The organism is Microbacterium altimontanum (assembly GCF_058349865.2).
On record NZ_JBYRJB020000006.1, the window covers coordinates 259,490 to 274,388 of the forward strand.

The window sequence follows — 14,899 nt, forward strand, 5'->3', positions numbered from 1 at the left end:
GGTGCCAGACTGAGGGGATGAGCCTGCCCTTCGACAGCGCCTATCGGCACGGGTTCGCCCGCGTCGCCGCGTGCACCATCCCTGTGGCCCTGGCCGATCCCTCGACGAACGCCGACGCGGTGCTCGCAGCCGGGCGCCAGTGCCACGACGAGTCCGTCGCCGTCGCGGTCTTCCCCGAGCTGTGCCTGACGGGTTATTCGATCGAAGACCTCGTGATGCAGGATGCCGTGCTCGACGCGACGGTCGCGGCGCTCGACCGCATCGCTACCGCGTCGGCCGGACTGTTCCCCGTGATCGTCGTGGGCGCGCCGCTGCGCCACGGCAACCGGCTGTACAACTGCGCGGTGGTGATCCACCGCGGCGAGATCATCGGCGTCGCACCGAAGGCCCATCTCCCCACGTACCGCGAGTTCTACGAGCGCCGCTGGTTCGCCCCGGGCCGACCCTGGTCGGGCGAGGCGATCCGGATCGGCGAGCGCGAGGCCCTGTTCGGCACGAACCTCCTGTTCGACGTGCGGGATGTCCCGGGTCTCGTGCTGCACGCGGAGGTCTGCGAGGACGTATGGGTGCCGGTGCCGCCGTCGTCGCACGCGGCGCTCGCGGGCGCGACGGTGCTCGTGAACCTCTCCGGCAGCCCGATCACGATCGCACGCGCGGAGGACCGCAAGGACCTCTGTCAGTCGCAGTCGCTGCGATGCCTCGCGGCATACGCGTACGCAGCGGCGGCCACGGGCGAATCGACGAACGACGTGTCCTGGGACGGTCAGACCATGGTCTGGGAGGGTGGAAACCTCCTCGCCGAGACCGAGCGCTTCCCCGACGGGCCGCGCCGTTCGATCGCCGACGTCGACCTCGACCGGCTGCGGCAGGACCGCATCCGTCAGGGCACCTTCGACGACAACCGCGCGACCGCCGGCTCCCCCGATTTCGTCACGGTGGACCTCCTCCTCGACCCGCCGGCCACCGACATCGGCCTGCACCGCCCGCTCGATCGCTTCCCGTTCGTGCCCGACGACGCCGAGCGGCTCGCGCTCGACTGCTACGAGGCCTTCAACATCCAGGTGTCGGGCCTCGTGCAGCGGATGACCGCGATCGGCGGTCCGAAGCCGGTGATCGGCGTGAGCGGCGGTCTCGACTCCACGCATGCCCTTCTCGTGGTCGCCCGGGCCATGGACCGGATGGGCCGCCCGCGCAGCGACATCCTGGCGTACACGATGCCCGGCTTCGCCACCAGCGAGCACACGCGCTCGAACGCGGTGGCCCTCGCCGAAGCCGTCGGCGCGACGATCGAGACGATCGACATCCGCCCGATGGCGATGCAGATCCTCGAGGGGATCAAGCACCCGTTCGCCTCGGGCGAGCCGCTCCACGACGTCACGTTCGAGAACGTGCAGGCGGGCGCGCGCACGGATTTCCTCTTCCGGCTCGCCGGCCGCAACGGCGGCCTCGTGATCGGGACATCCGACCTGTCCGAGCTCGCCCTCGGCTGGGCGACGTACGGCGTCGGCGACCAGATGAGCCACTACGCGGTGAACGCGGGAGTGCCGAAGACCCTCATCCAGCACCTGATCCGCTGGGTCATCGCGACCGGAGCCGACGAGGGCTGGATCGACGGGTCCGCGGCGCGGGTGCTGACCTCGGTGCTCGGAACCGAGATCAGCCCCGAGCTCGTCCCGGCCGACGCCGAGGGGAAGATGCAGTCCACAGAAGACCGTATCGGGCCCTACTCCCTGCACGACTTCACCCTGTTCCACGTGCTGCGCTTCGGCTTCCGCCCGTCGAAGATCGCGTTCCTCGCACAGCGGGCATGGGCGGATGCGGATGCCGGCGCCTGGCCGCCAGGCTTCCCCGGGCAGGACCGCGTTTCGTATGATCTGCCCGAGATCGTCCGGTGGCTGCAGGTGTTCCTGGAGCGGTACTTCGGGTTCGCGCAGTTCAAGCGCAGCGCCATTCCGAACGGGCCGAAGGTGTCGCCGGCGGGTTCGCTGTCGCCACGCGGAGACTGGCGCGCCCCGTCGGACGGCAACGCCCGGGCGTGGCTCGACGAGCTGAAGGCGGCCCTGCCGGACCTGGTCGACTGACTCAGTCGGTGCCGGGCGTCCCGTACGCGAGCGTGATGATGAAGCCGTTGCGCGACAGGTCCACGAGCGTGAACGCGGCCTTGCGGTCGGGCGTCCAGGCCTTCGCGAACGGCGGGTCGAGTCGCACCTGCTCGGGCCGGATGCTCACACCGCGCGGATCGGCCTGACGCACGGCCTGCACGCGCGACCAGTGCAGCACGAGCATCTCGTTGCTCGCCTGCTCCCACAGGCTGCCGCCCCACAGGTGGGAGTGCCCACGGATCTCGTGCAGCATGGCCTCGTCGGCCTGACGCTCGTGGATGTCGAGTCCGACGAGCAGCCCCGGATCGGCGACCGCCACCACTGAAGCCGAGCGGATGCTGGCGGTGCGGACCGCGACCGGCACTTCGCGCCCGTCGACGACGGCGATCGGCTGCGGGTGGTGCCCGAACTGGGCCGGCTCCTCCCGGTCGACGTGCACATAGGCGGCGTCGATGTCGAGCCGGTCGGCGAGGATCTCCTTGGTGAGGAGGGCGATGCGATCGGCAGGCTGCGAGCCGGGCTGCCAGCCCAGGCGGGCGGTGATCCCTGCCGGCGCGTCAAGATTCGTCGACTCCATGTCGGTCATCCTCTCCGTCGTGTGCGTGGGATTACATCATTGCGCGTTCCGGCGGCAGGATGGGCACCGGCGGGTGTCAACCCCCTGCGGGCGCGCAGAGCACATGGAAGACTGAGGGCATGGCGCGACGGGCGACGATCGTCGGGAGCGGGCCGAACGGCCTGGCCGCCGCCGTCGCCCTTGCCCGCGCGGGCTACGAGGTGCGTGTCCTCGAGGCGGGGGCGACCCCCGGCGGCGGGCTGCGGACCTCCCCTCTCACGCTGCCCGGCTACCGTCACGACGTGTGCTCGGCGGTGCATCCGGCCGCCCTCAGCTCCGCCTTCTTCCAGGCCTTCGGCCTCGACCGCATCGACTGGATCGTCCCCGACGCCTCCTTCGCCCACCCGCTCGACGGCGGCCGCGCGGCGATCGCGTGGCGCGACCTGCCCCGCACCGTGGCGGAGCTGGGAGCGGACGGGCCGGCGTGGCGTCGCGTCATGCGGCCGCTGAACCGGCACCTGGCCGGCGTCGCGGATTTCACGGGACACCAGCTGATCCGGGTACCCCGGCACCCGGTCACCGCCGCGCGGTTCGGGCTGCGGATGGCGCAGCTCGGCACGCGCGCCGGCCGCCGCATCCTGCCTACCTTCCGCACCGAGGAGGGCGGGGCGCTGGTGGCCGGCGTGGCCGCACATGCGAACACCACGCTGCCGTCGCTGGCGTCGATGGCATCCGGGCTGTTCCTGCTCGCGCATGCGCACTCGACCGGCTGGGCGTACCCGCGGGGCGGCGCGGATGCGATCGCGCACGCGCTCATCGCCGACCTCGAAGCCCATGGCGGCATCGTCGAGACCGGGCACCGGGTCGGCGACCTGTCGGCGCTCGACTGGGGCGACCCGGCCGCGGGCGATCTGCTGCTGCTCGACTGCGCGCCCCGGCTCGCGCTCACCCTGCCCGATGTGCCGGCCGGATACGCCCGCGCCATCCGCCGCTATCGATACGGGCCGGCGGCCGCCAAGGTCGATTTCGCGCTCGACGGGCCCGTTCCCTGGGCGAATCCGGATGTCGCAGCCTCCCCCACGGTGCACGTCGGCGGGAGCCGCGCCGAGGTGGAGCGCAGTGAGAACGCCGTGGCGGCGGGTCGGGTGGACGAACGGCCGTACGTGCTCGTGGTACAGCCGTCGGTGCTCGACGACACCCGTGCGCCCGCCGGCCATCAGACGCTGTGGGCCTACATCCACGTGCCGTCCGGGTCCGATCTCGACCCGACCGAGCTCGTGACACGGCAGGTCGAGCGGTTCGCACCCGGCTTCCGCGACCGCATCGTCGCATCGCATTCGATGACGGCTGCCGCCCGCCACGCCTACAACCCGGCCGACATCGGCGGGGACATCCTCGGGGGCTCGTTCACGATGCTGCAGGCGTTCCGGCGTCCGGTGATCTCCACGACGCCGTGGCGCACGCCGATGCGCGGGGTCTACCTCGCGTCGGCCTCGACACCGCCCGGTCCCGGGGTGAACGGGATGCCCGGCTGGCTGGCCGCCCGGCAGGCTCTGCGCGACGGTGGCGACCGCGCGATCGACCTCGACGACCTCTTCCGGTGACGCCATGGGCTCCTTCGCCGCCGTCGACTTCGCGTTCGCGCGCGAAGTGCTGCAGCGCGGCATCGCGGCGCTCTTCCTCGTCGCGTTCACCTCGACGCTGAACCAGTTCCCCGCCCTCCTCGGCGACCACGGCCTGCTGCCGGCCCCGCGACTGCTGGAGTGGGTGCGCTCCTCGAAGCGTGCGAGCCGGATGCTGCGCCCCACGCTGTTCCGGTGGGTGCGGTACACCGACGGGCGTCTGCGCGCCCTGTGCATCGGGGCGATCGTGGTGGCCGCGGCGCTCGTGGTCGGCGTGCCGCAGCTCGGCCCGGCGTGGGTGCCTGCGCTGTGCTTCCTGGCGCTGTGGCTCGGGTACATGTCGGTCGTCTCGATCGGGCAGACCTTCTACGGGTTCGGGTGGGAGATGCTGCTGCTGGAGGCGGGCTTCCTCGCGGCGTTCCTCGGCTCGCGTGACCAGCCGCCGCCGGTCGCGGTGATCGTGCTCTTCTGGTGGCTCGTGTTCCGGCTCGAGTTCGGGGCCGGGATGATCAAGATCCGCGGGGGCAGCGAGTGGCGCGATCTCACCGCGATGATGTACCACCACGAGACGCAGCCGATGCCGGGGCCGCTGAGCCGTCAGGCGCATCTGCTGCCGGCATGGTTCCACCGGCTCGAGGTGCTCGGCAATCATTTCGCCCAGCTCGTCGTGCCCTGGTTCCTGTTCGCGCCGATCCTCGGCTACTGGATTCCGGGGCCGGTGCCCGCCGTCATCGGTGCCGTCGCGGCGGCGATCGTCGTCGCGACGCAGCTGTGGCTCGTCGTCACCGGCAACTTCGCGTGGTTGAACTGGGCCACGATCGTGCTGGCGTTCTCGGGTTTCGGCGTGCCTTCCGCCCCCCGTCCGGCTCACGACGGGGCATGGGGCCCGCTGGCCGGCATCCCGTTGTACTGGGTGATCGTCACGTGCGCGGTGTTCGCGCTGTACGTCGTGCTCAGCTGGTGGCCGGCCCGCAATCTCGTGGCTCGCCGGCAGCTGATGAACGCCAGCTTCAACCGCTGGCAGCTGGCCAACGCCTACGGCGCGTTCGGAACAGTGACGAAGGAGCGCATCGAGTATGTGGTGGAGGGGACGACGGATGCCGACCCCGACGTGGCGACCTGGAGCGAGTACGTGTTCAAGGGCAAGCCCGGTCCGGTCCACCGCATCCCTGGACAGTTCGCGCCGTATCACCTGCGGCTCGACTGGCTGATGTGGTTCCTGCCGCTCGGGCGATCGCTGGAGGACTGGTTCCAGATGCTGCTGCTCCGGCTGCTGGAGGCGGATGAGCCGACGCTCGCGCTGCTGCGCGACGACCCCTTCGCGGGGCAGGCGCCGCGGTGGGTGCGGGTCGTCGCGTATCGCTACCGCTTCACGACGCGAGCGCAGCACCGCCAGACGGGCGACGTGTGGGTGCGGGATCAGCGGCATGTGCTGGTGCGGCCGGTGTCTCTCGGCGCTCTGACATGAATCATCCAGCTCTTGCATAGGGATTGCTAGGCTCGTCGGACACACCCACGTCCTTGGAGGACCCCTGTGAGCACTCCCCACGACCCGGCCGGCGACGAGAACCAGCCTCCGGCCGCACCGCCGGCACCCCCGATGGCGCCCGGAGTCGGTCCCGCGGCCGCCGGGCCGATTCCGCCGGCCGGCACCGGCCCGGTCCCGCCCAACGCCACGGCGCCGTACCCGCAGGGCGGCTATCCGCAGGGTCCCGGTTACCCGCAGGGCGGCTATCCCGCTCCGGGCGGTCCCGTCCCGCCCGACAACCGCCCGAAGAAGCTCGCCCGCATCGCGCTGATCCTCGCGATCGCCGGCTTCGTGCTGACGCTCTGCGGCTTCGTGCCGATCGCGTTCGGCAGCCTGGTCGCGGTGCTCGTCGGGAGCCTCGCGCTCCTGGCCGCGTTCATCCTGTCGATCGTCGCGCTCGCCAGCAAGGCGCAGGGCGGCAAGGGCATGGGCATCGCGGGCCTCATCGTGTCGGTGATCGGCGGATTCGTCACGATCTTCGCGCTCACCGCCTCGTTCCTGTGGATCGGGCTCGCGACCTCCCACAGCCTGAACTCCGCCCTCGCCGAGGCGTCGCAGAGCGCGTTCCCGAGCGACGAGGCCAGCGACCAGGCAAGCGACGAGCCGACCGACGCCGTCACCGGCGGCAGCTACGACGAGGACGCCTACATCGCCGACGTGCGCCCGAAGCTGCGCGACCTGATGAAGGATGTGCAGCCGGAGGCGACCGACGAGCAGATCGACGCGGTCTTCCCCGACTCCACTCTCGTGCTCATCGGTTCGCAGCTGCTCGACGAGTACAACACCCTCGGCGACGATGCGCTCGCCACCGAGGCCAAGGCGATGGTCGACTCGTCGAGCGGCGTGTTCGACGAGTCCCAGGCCGAGCGGTTCATGCGCGCGATGCTCGACTCGGCGCAGCAGTACCTGGAGAAGTAGCGATCACACCGGGTCGAGCACGGGCTGGCGAACCGTGCTCGGCCCGTGCGCTGCCGCCTCCACCAGCAGCTGCGCGGGCAGCTGCTCCTTCATCGCCTCGACGTGACTGATGACCCCGACCGTGCGTCCGCCCTGGCGCAGCTCGTCGAGGGTCCGCATCGCGAGTTCCAGCGTCTCCGGGTCGAGGGACCCGAAGCCCTCGTCGATGAACAGCGTGTCGAGACGGATGCCGCCCGCTCGCGAGGTCACGACCTCGGCGAGGCCGAGCGCGAGCGCAAGCGATGCGAGGAACGTCTCGCCGCCCGAGAGCGACTGCGCCGGGCGCGCCTGCCCCGTGAACGCGTCGACGATCTCCAGGCCCAGGCCGCTCGCGGCGTTCCGCGCCGCGAGCGCATCCGTGTGCTTCAGCCGGTAGCGGCCCGACGACATGTCCTCCAGGCGCAGGTTCGCCGCCGCCACGATCTGCTCCAGCTCCGCGGCGAGCACGAACGTCTCGAGGTCCATCTTGCGGTCGTTGCGGCCCGCGACGGCGTGGGCGACTCCGGCGATGAGACGGTGCCGTGCCTCCCGCTCCGCGATCTCGGCGTGCGCAGCGCGCGCCCGTTCGATGTGTGCGGTCAGCGCCGTGACGGCCTGTGCGGCCTCTGCCGCCGCGGCGGTCGCCGCATCCGCCCGCGCACGGGCGTCGGCGAGCGCGGCGGCACTGGCCGACAGGTCGGGAAGCGGATCGGGCGCGCCGGCGAGCTCCATCTCGAGGTCCATGAGGCGCGCGCGCTGCACCTCCAGCGCGGTGCCGTGCTCGCTGATCCGGTCGTCGAGCGCTCGGCGGGTGCTGTCGTCGCGCAGGGCGGAGCGGGCGTCGGACGCGTCGGCGAACGCGGATTCCGCGATCCTGGTGTCGCGCTCCCGCGCGGCCTCGTCAGCGGCCGCCGTCGCGCTGCGCAGAGCCGAGATCGCGTCGCGCAGAGCGACGGCGAGATCACGCCGACGGCGCCCGTCGACAAGTCGCGCGGCAACGGTCTCGAAGTCGCCGCGGGCCTGTGTGACGGTCTTCTCGGCGGCGGCGAGCCGCTCGGCGAGCGTCGCGGCCTGCTGCTGCAGCTCGGCCAGAAGAGCCCGCTGCGCCTCGAGGTCGCGGGAGGTCTCGGCGTCTTGTGCGTCGAGCGCGTCCAGGGCACCGCGGCGCTCGTCCCGCTCGGTGATGGCGGACTCCGCATCGGCGAGACGCTGCGCCGCCGCGTCGAAGGCGGACTGTGCGCTGTCGGCGTCCATGCCGGCAGCCCGCGCTGTCGCGTCGGCGTGCGCCGTTCGCGCTTCGGCTGCCACCGCGGCCGCTTCTCGCTCACGCTCACGCGCGTCGTCCTCCTGCTGCGCCGCGACCTCGAGCTCCTCGTCGGTCACGGGCTCGTCGGCACGCGGCGCGGGGTGCGGGTGCTCCCGCGAGCCGCAGACCGCACAGGGCGCCCCGTCTTCGAGCGCGGCGGCCAGTTCGCCGGCACGCTCCTGCACGCGCCGGCGCAGCAATGCGGTGGTGGCCGCGGCGGCATCCGCGGCGGCGCTCTTGCGGCGCAGGTGCTCCCACTCCGCGGTGGCGAGTCGCTGCGCACAGGCCTGCGCGTCGCGTGCGGCGTCACGTCGGAGGCCGGCGTCCTCGCGCGCCTGGCGGGCGTCGGCGAGTCCTCCGGCACGATCTGCCAGTTCGTCGATCGCCTCGCGCAGCGCCCGGCGCCGTTCGGGGAGCGTGGCGCGCTGCGCCTCCAGCCCGGCGATGCGGTCGGCGGCGGCGGTGGCATCGGCGCGCCGAGCGTCCCGCTCGGCGTGCAGGGACTCCAGCGCGTCCTCCGCGTCGCGGGCAGCCCGCCACACCGCGAGGTGACCGGTCAGCTCCTCGATGACGCGGTCGAGGTCCTCTCCTGCCGGTGTGCCTCCCGCGGCCCGCCAGGCCTCCCGCGCCTGGGCCTCGGCTCGCGCGGCGGACTCAACGGCGGCGTCCGCACGATCGGATGCGTCGAGTGCGGTGCGCAGCGCCTCCGCGCGGCGGGCGCGATCGAGCGTGACGCGTGCCGCCGCGATCTCGTCCGTCTCCGCCTCGAGCGCCGCGAGCGCCTCGCGCGCGTCGTCGCGGGCAGCGGAGCGATCGTGCCGTCGCGCGAGCTCCTGGTGATCGGCGGCAGCGCGGTCGCGGGCGTCGGCTGCCGCATCCCGTGCCTGGACGTTCACGCTCACCCGGTAGGCGCCGCGCTCGAGAGCGCGCTCCAGGGCGGCCAGCCGCTCCGGCACGGCGGCGGTCGAACCCGTCGCCGAGGACGGATCGGCCGCGGCGTCGCCACCGAACCCGTGCGCGGCCACGAGACGGCCCGCCTCGTCGAGGATCGACTCCACCCCGCGCAGTCCGGCGGCCACGGCGGCCTCGGCATCCTTCCGCCGGTCCTCGAGGGCGCGCTGGTAGTCCTCGTAGCGACGGGTGCCGAACAGCGTGCGCAGCAGCGACTGCCGATCGTCGTTGCGGGCGAGCAGGAACTGCGCGAAGCGGTTCTGCGCCAGCAGGATGACCTGCTGGAACTGCTCCCGATTGAGACCGAGGATCTCGTCGAGCACTTCGGCGGCTTCGCGGGGCTTCGCCGCCCGGCCGATCCAGTCGCCGTCGACGAGCTCTTCCACGAGCGCGCGGTGATCCTCCTTCGTGACGCCGCGGCCGTTCTTCTTCGGCCGTTCGTACTCCGGGGAGCGTGTCACCCGCCAGCGTCGCTCGGCGACGGTGAACTCCAACTGCACCTCGGTGGGGTCCTCGGGCCGACAGTGGTCGCTGCGCAGCCGCTTCGCCCCGCCGTCGTAGCGGGGCACACCGCCGTAGAGCGCGAAGGTCACGCCGTCGAGGATGCTCGACTTGCCCGCGCCGGTGCGGCCTGCGATGAGGAAGATGCCGTCGTCGTCGAACGCGTCGAAGTCGACTCGCTGCCGCTGCAGGAACGGCCCGAAACCGGCGATCTCGAGGCTGTGCAGCTTCATGCCGTGACCTCGGCGGCGGCGCGCTCGCCGAGCACGTCGCGGATCAGGTCGGCCTCGTCGTCGGTCGCGGTCTCGCCGTTTCGCACATGGGCGAGGAACTGGTCGACGAGTTCGCCGTCCGATCGCGCGGCGCCGACGCGGTCCGCGAACGAGCGGGTCTCGGGCGAGGCGACCTTCTCCGGGGTGTGACGCACCTCGGCGCAGTGCGGAAAGCGCTGCTGCAGGCGTCGCATGGGGTCGACCTGTGCGGCGGTGTCGGTGTAGCGCGCGCTCACCCAGGCCCCTTCCGCATCCGCGAACCGCGGATCGGCGAGCAGCTCATCGAGCGCCCCCGTGATGACGGTGAGCGGACGAGGAATGGGCAGCGCGACCCACTCGACCGACGTGAGCCCCTCGGCGTCGAGCTCGACGAGCCATGCGCCCCGCGGCTTGTCGCGCTCGCCGAAGCTGTAGTGCAGCGGGGCGCCGGCGTACCGCACCCGGTCGCTGAGCACGCTGCGGCCGTGGATGTGGCCGAGGGCCACGTAATCGGGGCCCTCGAACACCGACACCGGCACGATGTCGAGTCCGCCCTGCTGGATGTCGCGTTCGAGATGCGGCGTCGCCTCGACGCCCGACGTGAAGCAGTGCGCGGCGACGACGTACCGACCGCCGCGGACCAGGGCGTCGGTCCGCACGATGTCCATGGCACGGTCGAGCGCCTGCGCCTGGGTGCGCACGCCCGGCCACAGCCGACGCACGAGGGCCGGCTCCAGGTAGGGGATGCCGTAGAAGTGGACGGGGCCGTGCTCGTCGGGGATCGTCACGGGAGTGGCGATCGCGCCCGGATCGGTGAGGACATGGATGCCGTCGCGCAGCAGCTTCGCCTGGAAGCCGAGACGGGCGGCGGAGTCGTGATTGCCGCTCGTGACGACGAGCCGCGCGCCGGCTTCGCGCACCGCCGCGAGCGTGTCGGTCAGCAACGTGTAGCAGTCGGCGGCAGGGGCGGCGGAGTCGAACACATCGCCCGCCACGACCACCACGTCGACCGCGCGGGATCGCACCTCGTCGACCAGCGCCTCCAGCACGCGGCGCAGCGCCGGCAGCGTCGGGCTGCCGTGGAACGTACGCCCGATGTGCCAGTCGGAGGTGTGGAGGATCCGCATGCCTTCCACGGTACGTTCGGGTGCCGACATCCCCCGCAGGACGAGCCGGGGGCGGCGGTCTTGCCCGGCTCGGATTGCTAGGTTGTCCCCCGTGCTCGTCGACTCGCTGACCGTCTATCCGATCAAGTCCACGCGTGCGCTCCCCGTGCACCGGGGGATCGTGCATCGGCACGGCATCGAGGGCGACCGGCGATGGGCGATCGTGGACGCGACCGGCGCCGTGCTGACTGCGCGTCGGCATGATGTCATGCTGCGGATCACCGCGACTCCGACGGAGACCGGGCTGGTGCTGTCGGCGCCGGATGCGGCTCCCCTCGAGGTGCCGTTCCCCGTCGACGGTCCCGCGGCGGAGGTGGGAGTGTCGCGGATGCCCCGCGCCCGGTACGCGGGCGACGCCGCCGCACAGTGGTGCTCGCGCATCCTGAACCACCCCGTGCGCCTGGTCTGGCAGGCCGATCCGCGCTCCCGCGCGGTGTCGGCCGAGCACGGCGGTCGGGATGGCGACCACGTCACCCTCGCCGACGCTGCCCCGCTGCTGATCGCGAGCGCCGTCTCGCTGCGCCGGTTGAACCACTGGATCGGCGAGACCGATCCCTCGGCGGTGATCCCGATCTCGCGGTTCCGTCCCAACGTCGTGATCGACGACGGCGACGGGCGGCTGGAGCCGTTCGCGGAGGATGACTGGGGGCGCGTGCGCATCGGAGGCGTCACGTATCGGTTCGGCGAGCACTGCGATCGCTGCGTGCTGACCACGATCGACCCCGAAACCCTCGCCCACGGCGAGGAGCCGATCCGCACCCTCGCCCGGCACCGCCGGTGGGCGGGGAAGACGTGGTTCGCGATCCGGGTGATCCCGGAGTCGACCGGGACGATCGCGGTCGGCGACGAGGTCGAGGTGCTCGAACGCCGGGAGCACGCGCCTGTCTGACGGCGCCGGCTCGGCGGGGCCGCGTCAGGCCGGTGTGCGCGGGTTCAGGATGCCGGCGTGCGCGGGATGGGCGGCGAACCAGTCGGCGACGTACCAGCAGACGGGAATCACGCTTCTGTCGCCGCGGGACTCGAGGTCGGCGACGGCGCGGGCGACGAGCTCACCGGCATAGCCGTTCCCCCGGAAGGGCGGCACGGTGTAGGCGCGGGTCAGGGCGACGCTTCGCCCGTCATCGCGATAATCGAGCACACTGACGAGGTCGCCGCCACGGTGCAGCGTGTATCGCGACGCATCGGGTTCGTTCGCGAAACGAAGATCACTCACGTCGCCAGGGTAACCCCGGATCGGCGCCGCGAGGCCCGATACCGGGTCGCACGCCAGCCGAGACCGCGTCGCAGCGGCGCGCATTGAGCAAAGTGTCACATTTCGACACGTTCCGGCGGCGACCCTGGTGCGATTTGACGCATGCGGACGCATTCCGTCATAATCAGCCACATGACTCACAACGCGCTTTCTCTGTCCGCCCGGGAGGCGAACAGGACTGCCGGCATCATGATGCCGGTGCGCGTTGTGATGTGTTGTCGAATGTGCCACTAGTCGGTAACCCCCGCCGGGCTCGCGCACACCACCCCTCACCCCGGGGTGACAGCGCTCGCAGCCCCCGAGCACCTCGGCGCACTCTGCGCAAGGATGCCTCGCACCCGGCCCGCTCTGGGCCGTGATCGCTGCACAGTCGTTCCCGAAGACGGCGTCATCCTGGCGCTGCGGGACCTTCCCTCCTAGGACACACATCATGTCGAACACCGCCCTCCTCGAGCGTCCCTCCACGACCACCACCACCCGCCCCGCACTCCGCCTCGTCACCGATGCCCCGGCCGCCGCTCCCGCCCCGGCGCCCGCCGTGGTGCAGCGCGCCCTTCCCTCGGGGACGACGCCGCGCGGATTCGCCCTCTACGTCGGCTTCGACGACGCGAAGGCCGCTGCTGCCGGCGTTCCGCTGGGTGCGATCGTGGAAGCGCTGCGCCGCACGCTCGCCGAGGTGGCGCCCGAGGCCGAGACGTATGCGACGGTCGCCCTCGCGCCGGTGGGCGCCGGCGGCCGCGACGTCGACGTCGTGCGGCTCGCGCTGCACGAGCCGAGCGCCGTGGCCCGTACCCAGCCCGAACCCGAGATCGACGACGAGCCCTCCGGCAGCGGCGTCATCGTGGACATCTCCCGCAAGCGCGTCGTGATCGACAACGAATCGGCCGCGCTCACGTTCAAGGAGTTCGAGCTCCTGCAGTACCTGGTGCTGCGCGAAGGACGCACGATCGAACGCACCGAGCTCGTCTCGTCGCTCTGGCAGACCGGCGACAAGGACGCTCCCGGCGAGCGCACGATCGACGTGCACGTGCGGCGACTGCGCGCCAAGCTCGGCCGGTACGAAGATGTCGTGCGCACGGTGCGCGGCGTCGGGTACCGCTTCGACCGGCACGCCGACGTGACCATCAACTACGGTCACGGGACGCCCTCGCCCGACCGCTTCTGACGCGGCAGCCGGGGAGCTTCGAGCCTCCCTCCGTGTGGCGCGCTGGCATCTCGGAATGTCGGGGGTGACCACGTAGGGTTGGTGGCATGGAGACGGGGGCGGGGATCACGGCGACGGCGACCGCCGTGCGGCCGCACCCGTCCGTGACCGGTGCCCGACCGGCGACGGTGCCGCGCGTTCCCCCGGCCCGCGAGACCGAGTACCGGCCCCAGCACCCGCTCGATCTGCTGCTGACGGTCGGCATCCAGCGCCGCGGAGCGCATGATCCGACGTTCGCGGTCTCGTCCGGGGTGATCTGGCGTGCGCTCCGCACGCCGTGCGGCGTCGCCACCCTGGCCCTGCGCGAGGTCTCCCCGGGGGTCATCCGCGCGGCAGCATGGGGTCCTGGCAACGACTGGGCGCTCGCACACGTGCCGGCGCTGTGCGGGGCGGACGACGATCTCGACGGATTCGACGCGTCGACGCATCCGCTCGTCGCCGACGTGCGCCGCCGTCACCCCGGTCTGCGCCTCTCGCGCACCGACCTCGTTTTCGATGCACTGGTCGGCGCGATCATCGAGCAGAAGGTCACCGGACTGCAGGCGTTCGGCGCGTGGCGACGGCTCGTCACCTGGTTCGGCGAGCGCGCGCCAGGACCGACGCCCGGGCCGATGTTCGCGCCGCCCTCCATCGAGGGCTGGAGGGCGATCCCGTCGTGGGCGTGGCATCGCGCGGGACTCGAGCCGCCGCAGTCGCGCGCGATCGTGGAAGCGGCGCGCCGCGGCCCGTCCCTCGTCCGCGCGACCGAGGCGGCGGCCGACGGGATCGCACGCGACGCGGTGCTCACGTCGGTGCGCGGCATCGGCGCGTGGACCGCCGCCGAGGCACGCATCCGCGCCCTCGGCGACCCCGACGCCGTCAGCGTCGGCGACTACCACCTCGCCCACGAGGTGGGCTTCGCCCTCACGGGCTCCCGCACCGACGACGAGGGGATGCTGCGGCTGCTGTCCCCCTGGGCGGGACACCGCCAGCGCGTCGTGCGGCTCATCCGCCTGAGCGGCGCCCGGGAACCCCGCCGCGGACCGCGGCTGCATCCCGAGGACCACCGGGCGCGCTGACCCCTTGCCGATGTCGGAGGCCGGCGTGACACTCGCCGCATGAGAACGCTCAACCCCTATCTGGCCTTGAACGGCGAAACACGTGAAGCCATGGGCTTCTACCAGTCCGTCTTCGGCGGGGAGCTCAACCTCGTGACCTACGCGCAGTTCCCCCAGGTGCCGCACGATCCCGTCGACGACGATCGCATCATGCACTCCCACCTGGAGACCGACGACGGGCTGGTGCTCATGGCCGCCGACGCCCCCACCGGGGCCGACCACTCCCCGCCGGCAGGCATCTCGCTCGCTCTCGGCGGTGACGACGCGGCCCAGATCGAGAAGTGCTGGGAGCGCCTGGCCGACGGCGGCACGGTGACGATGCCGCTGGATGCCGTGCCGTGGGGCGGTCGCTACGGCATGGTCGTGGACCGGTTCGGTGTCGAATGGGGTGTCACGATCAGTCCGACGGCGGAGTGATCGTGCTCGG

12 protein-coding genes are annotated in these 14,899 nt (G+C 72.1%); 8 read left to right on the forward strand and 4 right to left on the reverse strand.

The features are described 5' to 3' along the window. The first annotated feature begins 17 nt into the window (after nt 1-17). Nucleotides 18-2,081 carry an NAD(+) synthase gene (locus AC3RX1_RS12790; RefSeq protein ID WP_491501621.1) on the forward strand — a complete coding sequence of 688 codons (2,064 nt, stop codon included), beginning with the start codon at nt 18-20 and terminating at the stop codon, nt 2,079-2,081. Nucleotide 2,082: 1 nt separating this feature from the next. Here AC3RX1_RS12790 and AC3RX1_RS12795 read toward each other — a convergent pair whose 3' ends face one another. After that, nucleotides 2,083-2,679 (reverse strand): hypothetical protein, encoded by a 597-nt coding sequence (locus tag AC3RX1_RS12795; protein WP_491501622.1) that lies wholly within the window; start codon nt 2,677-2,679, stop codon nt 2,083-2,085. A 119-nt stretch (nt 2,680-2,798) separates the two neighbouring features. Between AC3RX1_RS12795 and AC3RX1_RS12800 the strand changes: the two genes are divergently transcribed. The 3 genes from AC3RX1_RS12800 to AC3RX1_RS12810 all read left to right on the forward strand — a co-directional run bounded on the left by AC3RX1_RS12800 (nt 2,799) and on the right by AC3RX1_RS12810 (nt 6,726). Continuing rightward, nucleotides 2,799-4,262, forward strand: coding sequence for a phytoene desaturase family protein (locus AC3RX1_RS12800; RefSeq protein WP_491501623.1), 1,464 nt, complete (start codon nt 2,799-2,801; stop codon nt 4,260-4,262). A 4-nt stretch (nt 4,263-4,266) separates the two neighbouring features. Then, entirely contained in the window at nt 4,267-5,748 is a 1,482-nt protein-coding gene (locus AC3RX1_RS12805; protein WP_491501624.1) for a lipase maturation factor family protein, read from the forward strand. A gap of 66 nt (nt 5,749-5,814) precedes the next feature. Next, nucleotides 5,815-6,726: a DUF4190 domain-containing protein gene (locus AC3RX1_RS12810; protein WP_491501625.1), complete on the forward strand. Its 912-nt coding sequence runs from the start codon at nt 5,815-5,817 to the stop codon at nt 6,724-6,726. Between the two features lie 3 nt (nt 6,727-6,729). Here AC3RX1_RS12810 and AC3RX1_RS12815 read toward each other — a convergent pair whose 3' ends face one another. Beyond that, entirely contained in the window at nt 6,730-9,735 is a 3,006-nt protein-coding gene (locus AC3RX1_RS12815; protein WP_491501626.1) for an AAA family ATPase, read from the reverse strand. After that, complete coding sequence (locus AC3RX1_RS12820; RefSeq protein ID WP_491501627.1) at nt 9,732-10,880, reverse strand: exonuclease SbcCD subunit D; 1,149 nt, start codon at nt 10,878-10,880, stop codon at nt 9,732-9,734. The genes AC3RX1_RS12815 and AC3RX1_RS12820 overlap by 4 nt, the downstream gene beginning before the upstream one ends. Before the next feature lie 91 nt (nt 10,881-10,971). Between AC3RX1_RS12820 and AC3RX1_RS12825 the strand changes: the two genes are divergently transcribed. Further along, complete coding sequence (locus tag AC3RX1_RS12825; RefSeq protein WP_491501628.1) at nt 10,972-11,808, forward strand: MOSC domain-containing protein; 837 nt, start codon at nt 10,972-10,974, stop codon at nt 11,806-11,808. A gap of 24 nt (nt 11,809-11,832) precedes the next feature. On the opposite strand, the gene AC3RX1_RS12830 is transcribed toward AC3RX1_RS12825, so the two are convergent. Next, nucleotides 11,833-12,132, reverse strand: a complete 300-nt coding sequence (locus AC3RX1_RS12830) for a GNAT family N-acetyltransferase (protein WP_491501629.1) — start codon at nt 12,130-12,132, stop codon at nt 11,833-11,835. Between the two features lie 469 nt (nt 12,133-12,601). On the opposite strand from AC3RX1_RS12830, the gene AC3RX1_RS12835 reads away from it, so the two are divergent. The 3 genes from AC3RX1_RS12835 to AC3RX1_RS12845 all read left to right on the forward strand — a co-directional run bounded on the left by AC3RX1_RS12835 (nt 12,602) and on the right by AC3RX1_RS12845 (nt 14,889). Further along, nucleotides 12,602-13,336 (forward strand): winged helix-turn-helix domain-containing protein, encoded by a 735-nt coding sequence (locus AC3RX1_RS12835; protein ID WP_491501630.1) that lies wholly within the window; start codon nt 12,602-12,604, stop codon nt 13,334-13,336. Nucleotides 13,337-13,422: 86 nt separating this feature from the next. Continuing rightward, nucleotides 13,423-14,433: a DNA-3-methyladenine glycosylase family protein gene (locus AC3RX1_RS12840; protein ID WP_491501631.1), complete on the forward strand. Its 1,011-nt coding sequence runs from the start codon at nt 13,423-13,425 to the stop codon at nt 14,431-14,433. A 39-nt stretch (nt 14,434-14,472) separates the two neighbouring features. Further along, a complete protein-coding gene (locus AC3RX1_RS12845) occupies nt 14,473-14,889 on the forward strand; it encodes a VOC family protein (protein WP_491501632.1) in 417 nt (138 codons plus the stop codon). Nucleotides 14,890-14,899: the final 10 nt, after the last annotated feature.

Bases quoted from the DNA above. Each gene is read 5' to 3' on its own strand.
- AC3RX1_RS12790 (WP_491501621.1), top strand. From the start codon at position 18: ATGAGCCTGCCCTTCGACAGCGCCTATCGGCACGGGTTCGCCCGCGTC.
- AC3RX1_RS12795 (WP_491501622.1), bottom strand. From the start codon at position 2,679: ATGGAGTCGACGAATCTTGACGCGCCGGCAGGGATCACCGCCCGCCTG.
- AC3RX1_RS12800 (WP_491501623.1), top strand. From the start codon at position 2,799: ATGGCGCGACGGGCGACGATCGTCGGGAGCGGGCCGAACGGCCTGGCC.
- AC3RX1_RS12805 (WP_491501624.1), top strand. From the start codon at position 4,267: ATGGGCTCCTTCGCCGCCGTCGACTTCGCGTTCGCGCGCGAAGTGCTG.
- AC3RX1_RS12815 (WP_491501626.1), bottom strand. From the start codon at position 9,735: ATGAAGCTGCACAGCCTCGAGATCGCCGGTTTCGGGCCGTTCCTGCAG.
- AC3RX1_RS12820 (WP_491501627.1), bottom strand. From the start codon at position 10,880: ATGCGGATCCTCCACACCTCCGACTGGCACATCGGGCGTACGTTCCAC.
- AC3RX1_RS12835 (WP_491501630.1), top strand. From the start codon at position 12,602: ATGTCGAACACCGCCCTCCTCGAGCGTCCCTCCACGACCACCACCACC.
- AC3RX1_RS12840 (WP_491501631.1), top strand. From the start codon at position 13,423: ATGGAGACGGGGGCGGGGATCACGGCGACGGCGACCGCCGTGCGGCCG.
- AC3RX1_RS12845 (WP_491501632.1), top strand. From the start codon at position 14,473: ATGAGAACGCTCAACCCCTATCTGGCCTTGAACGGCGAAACACGTGAA.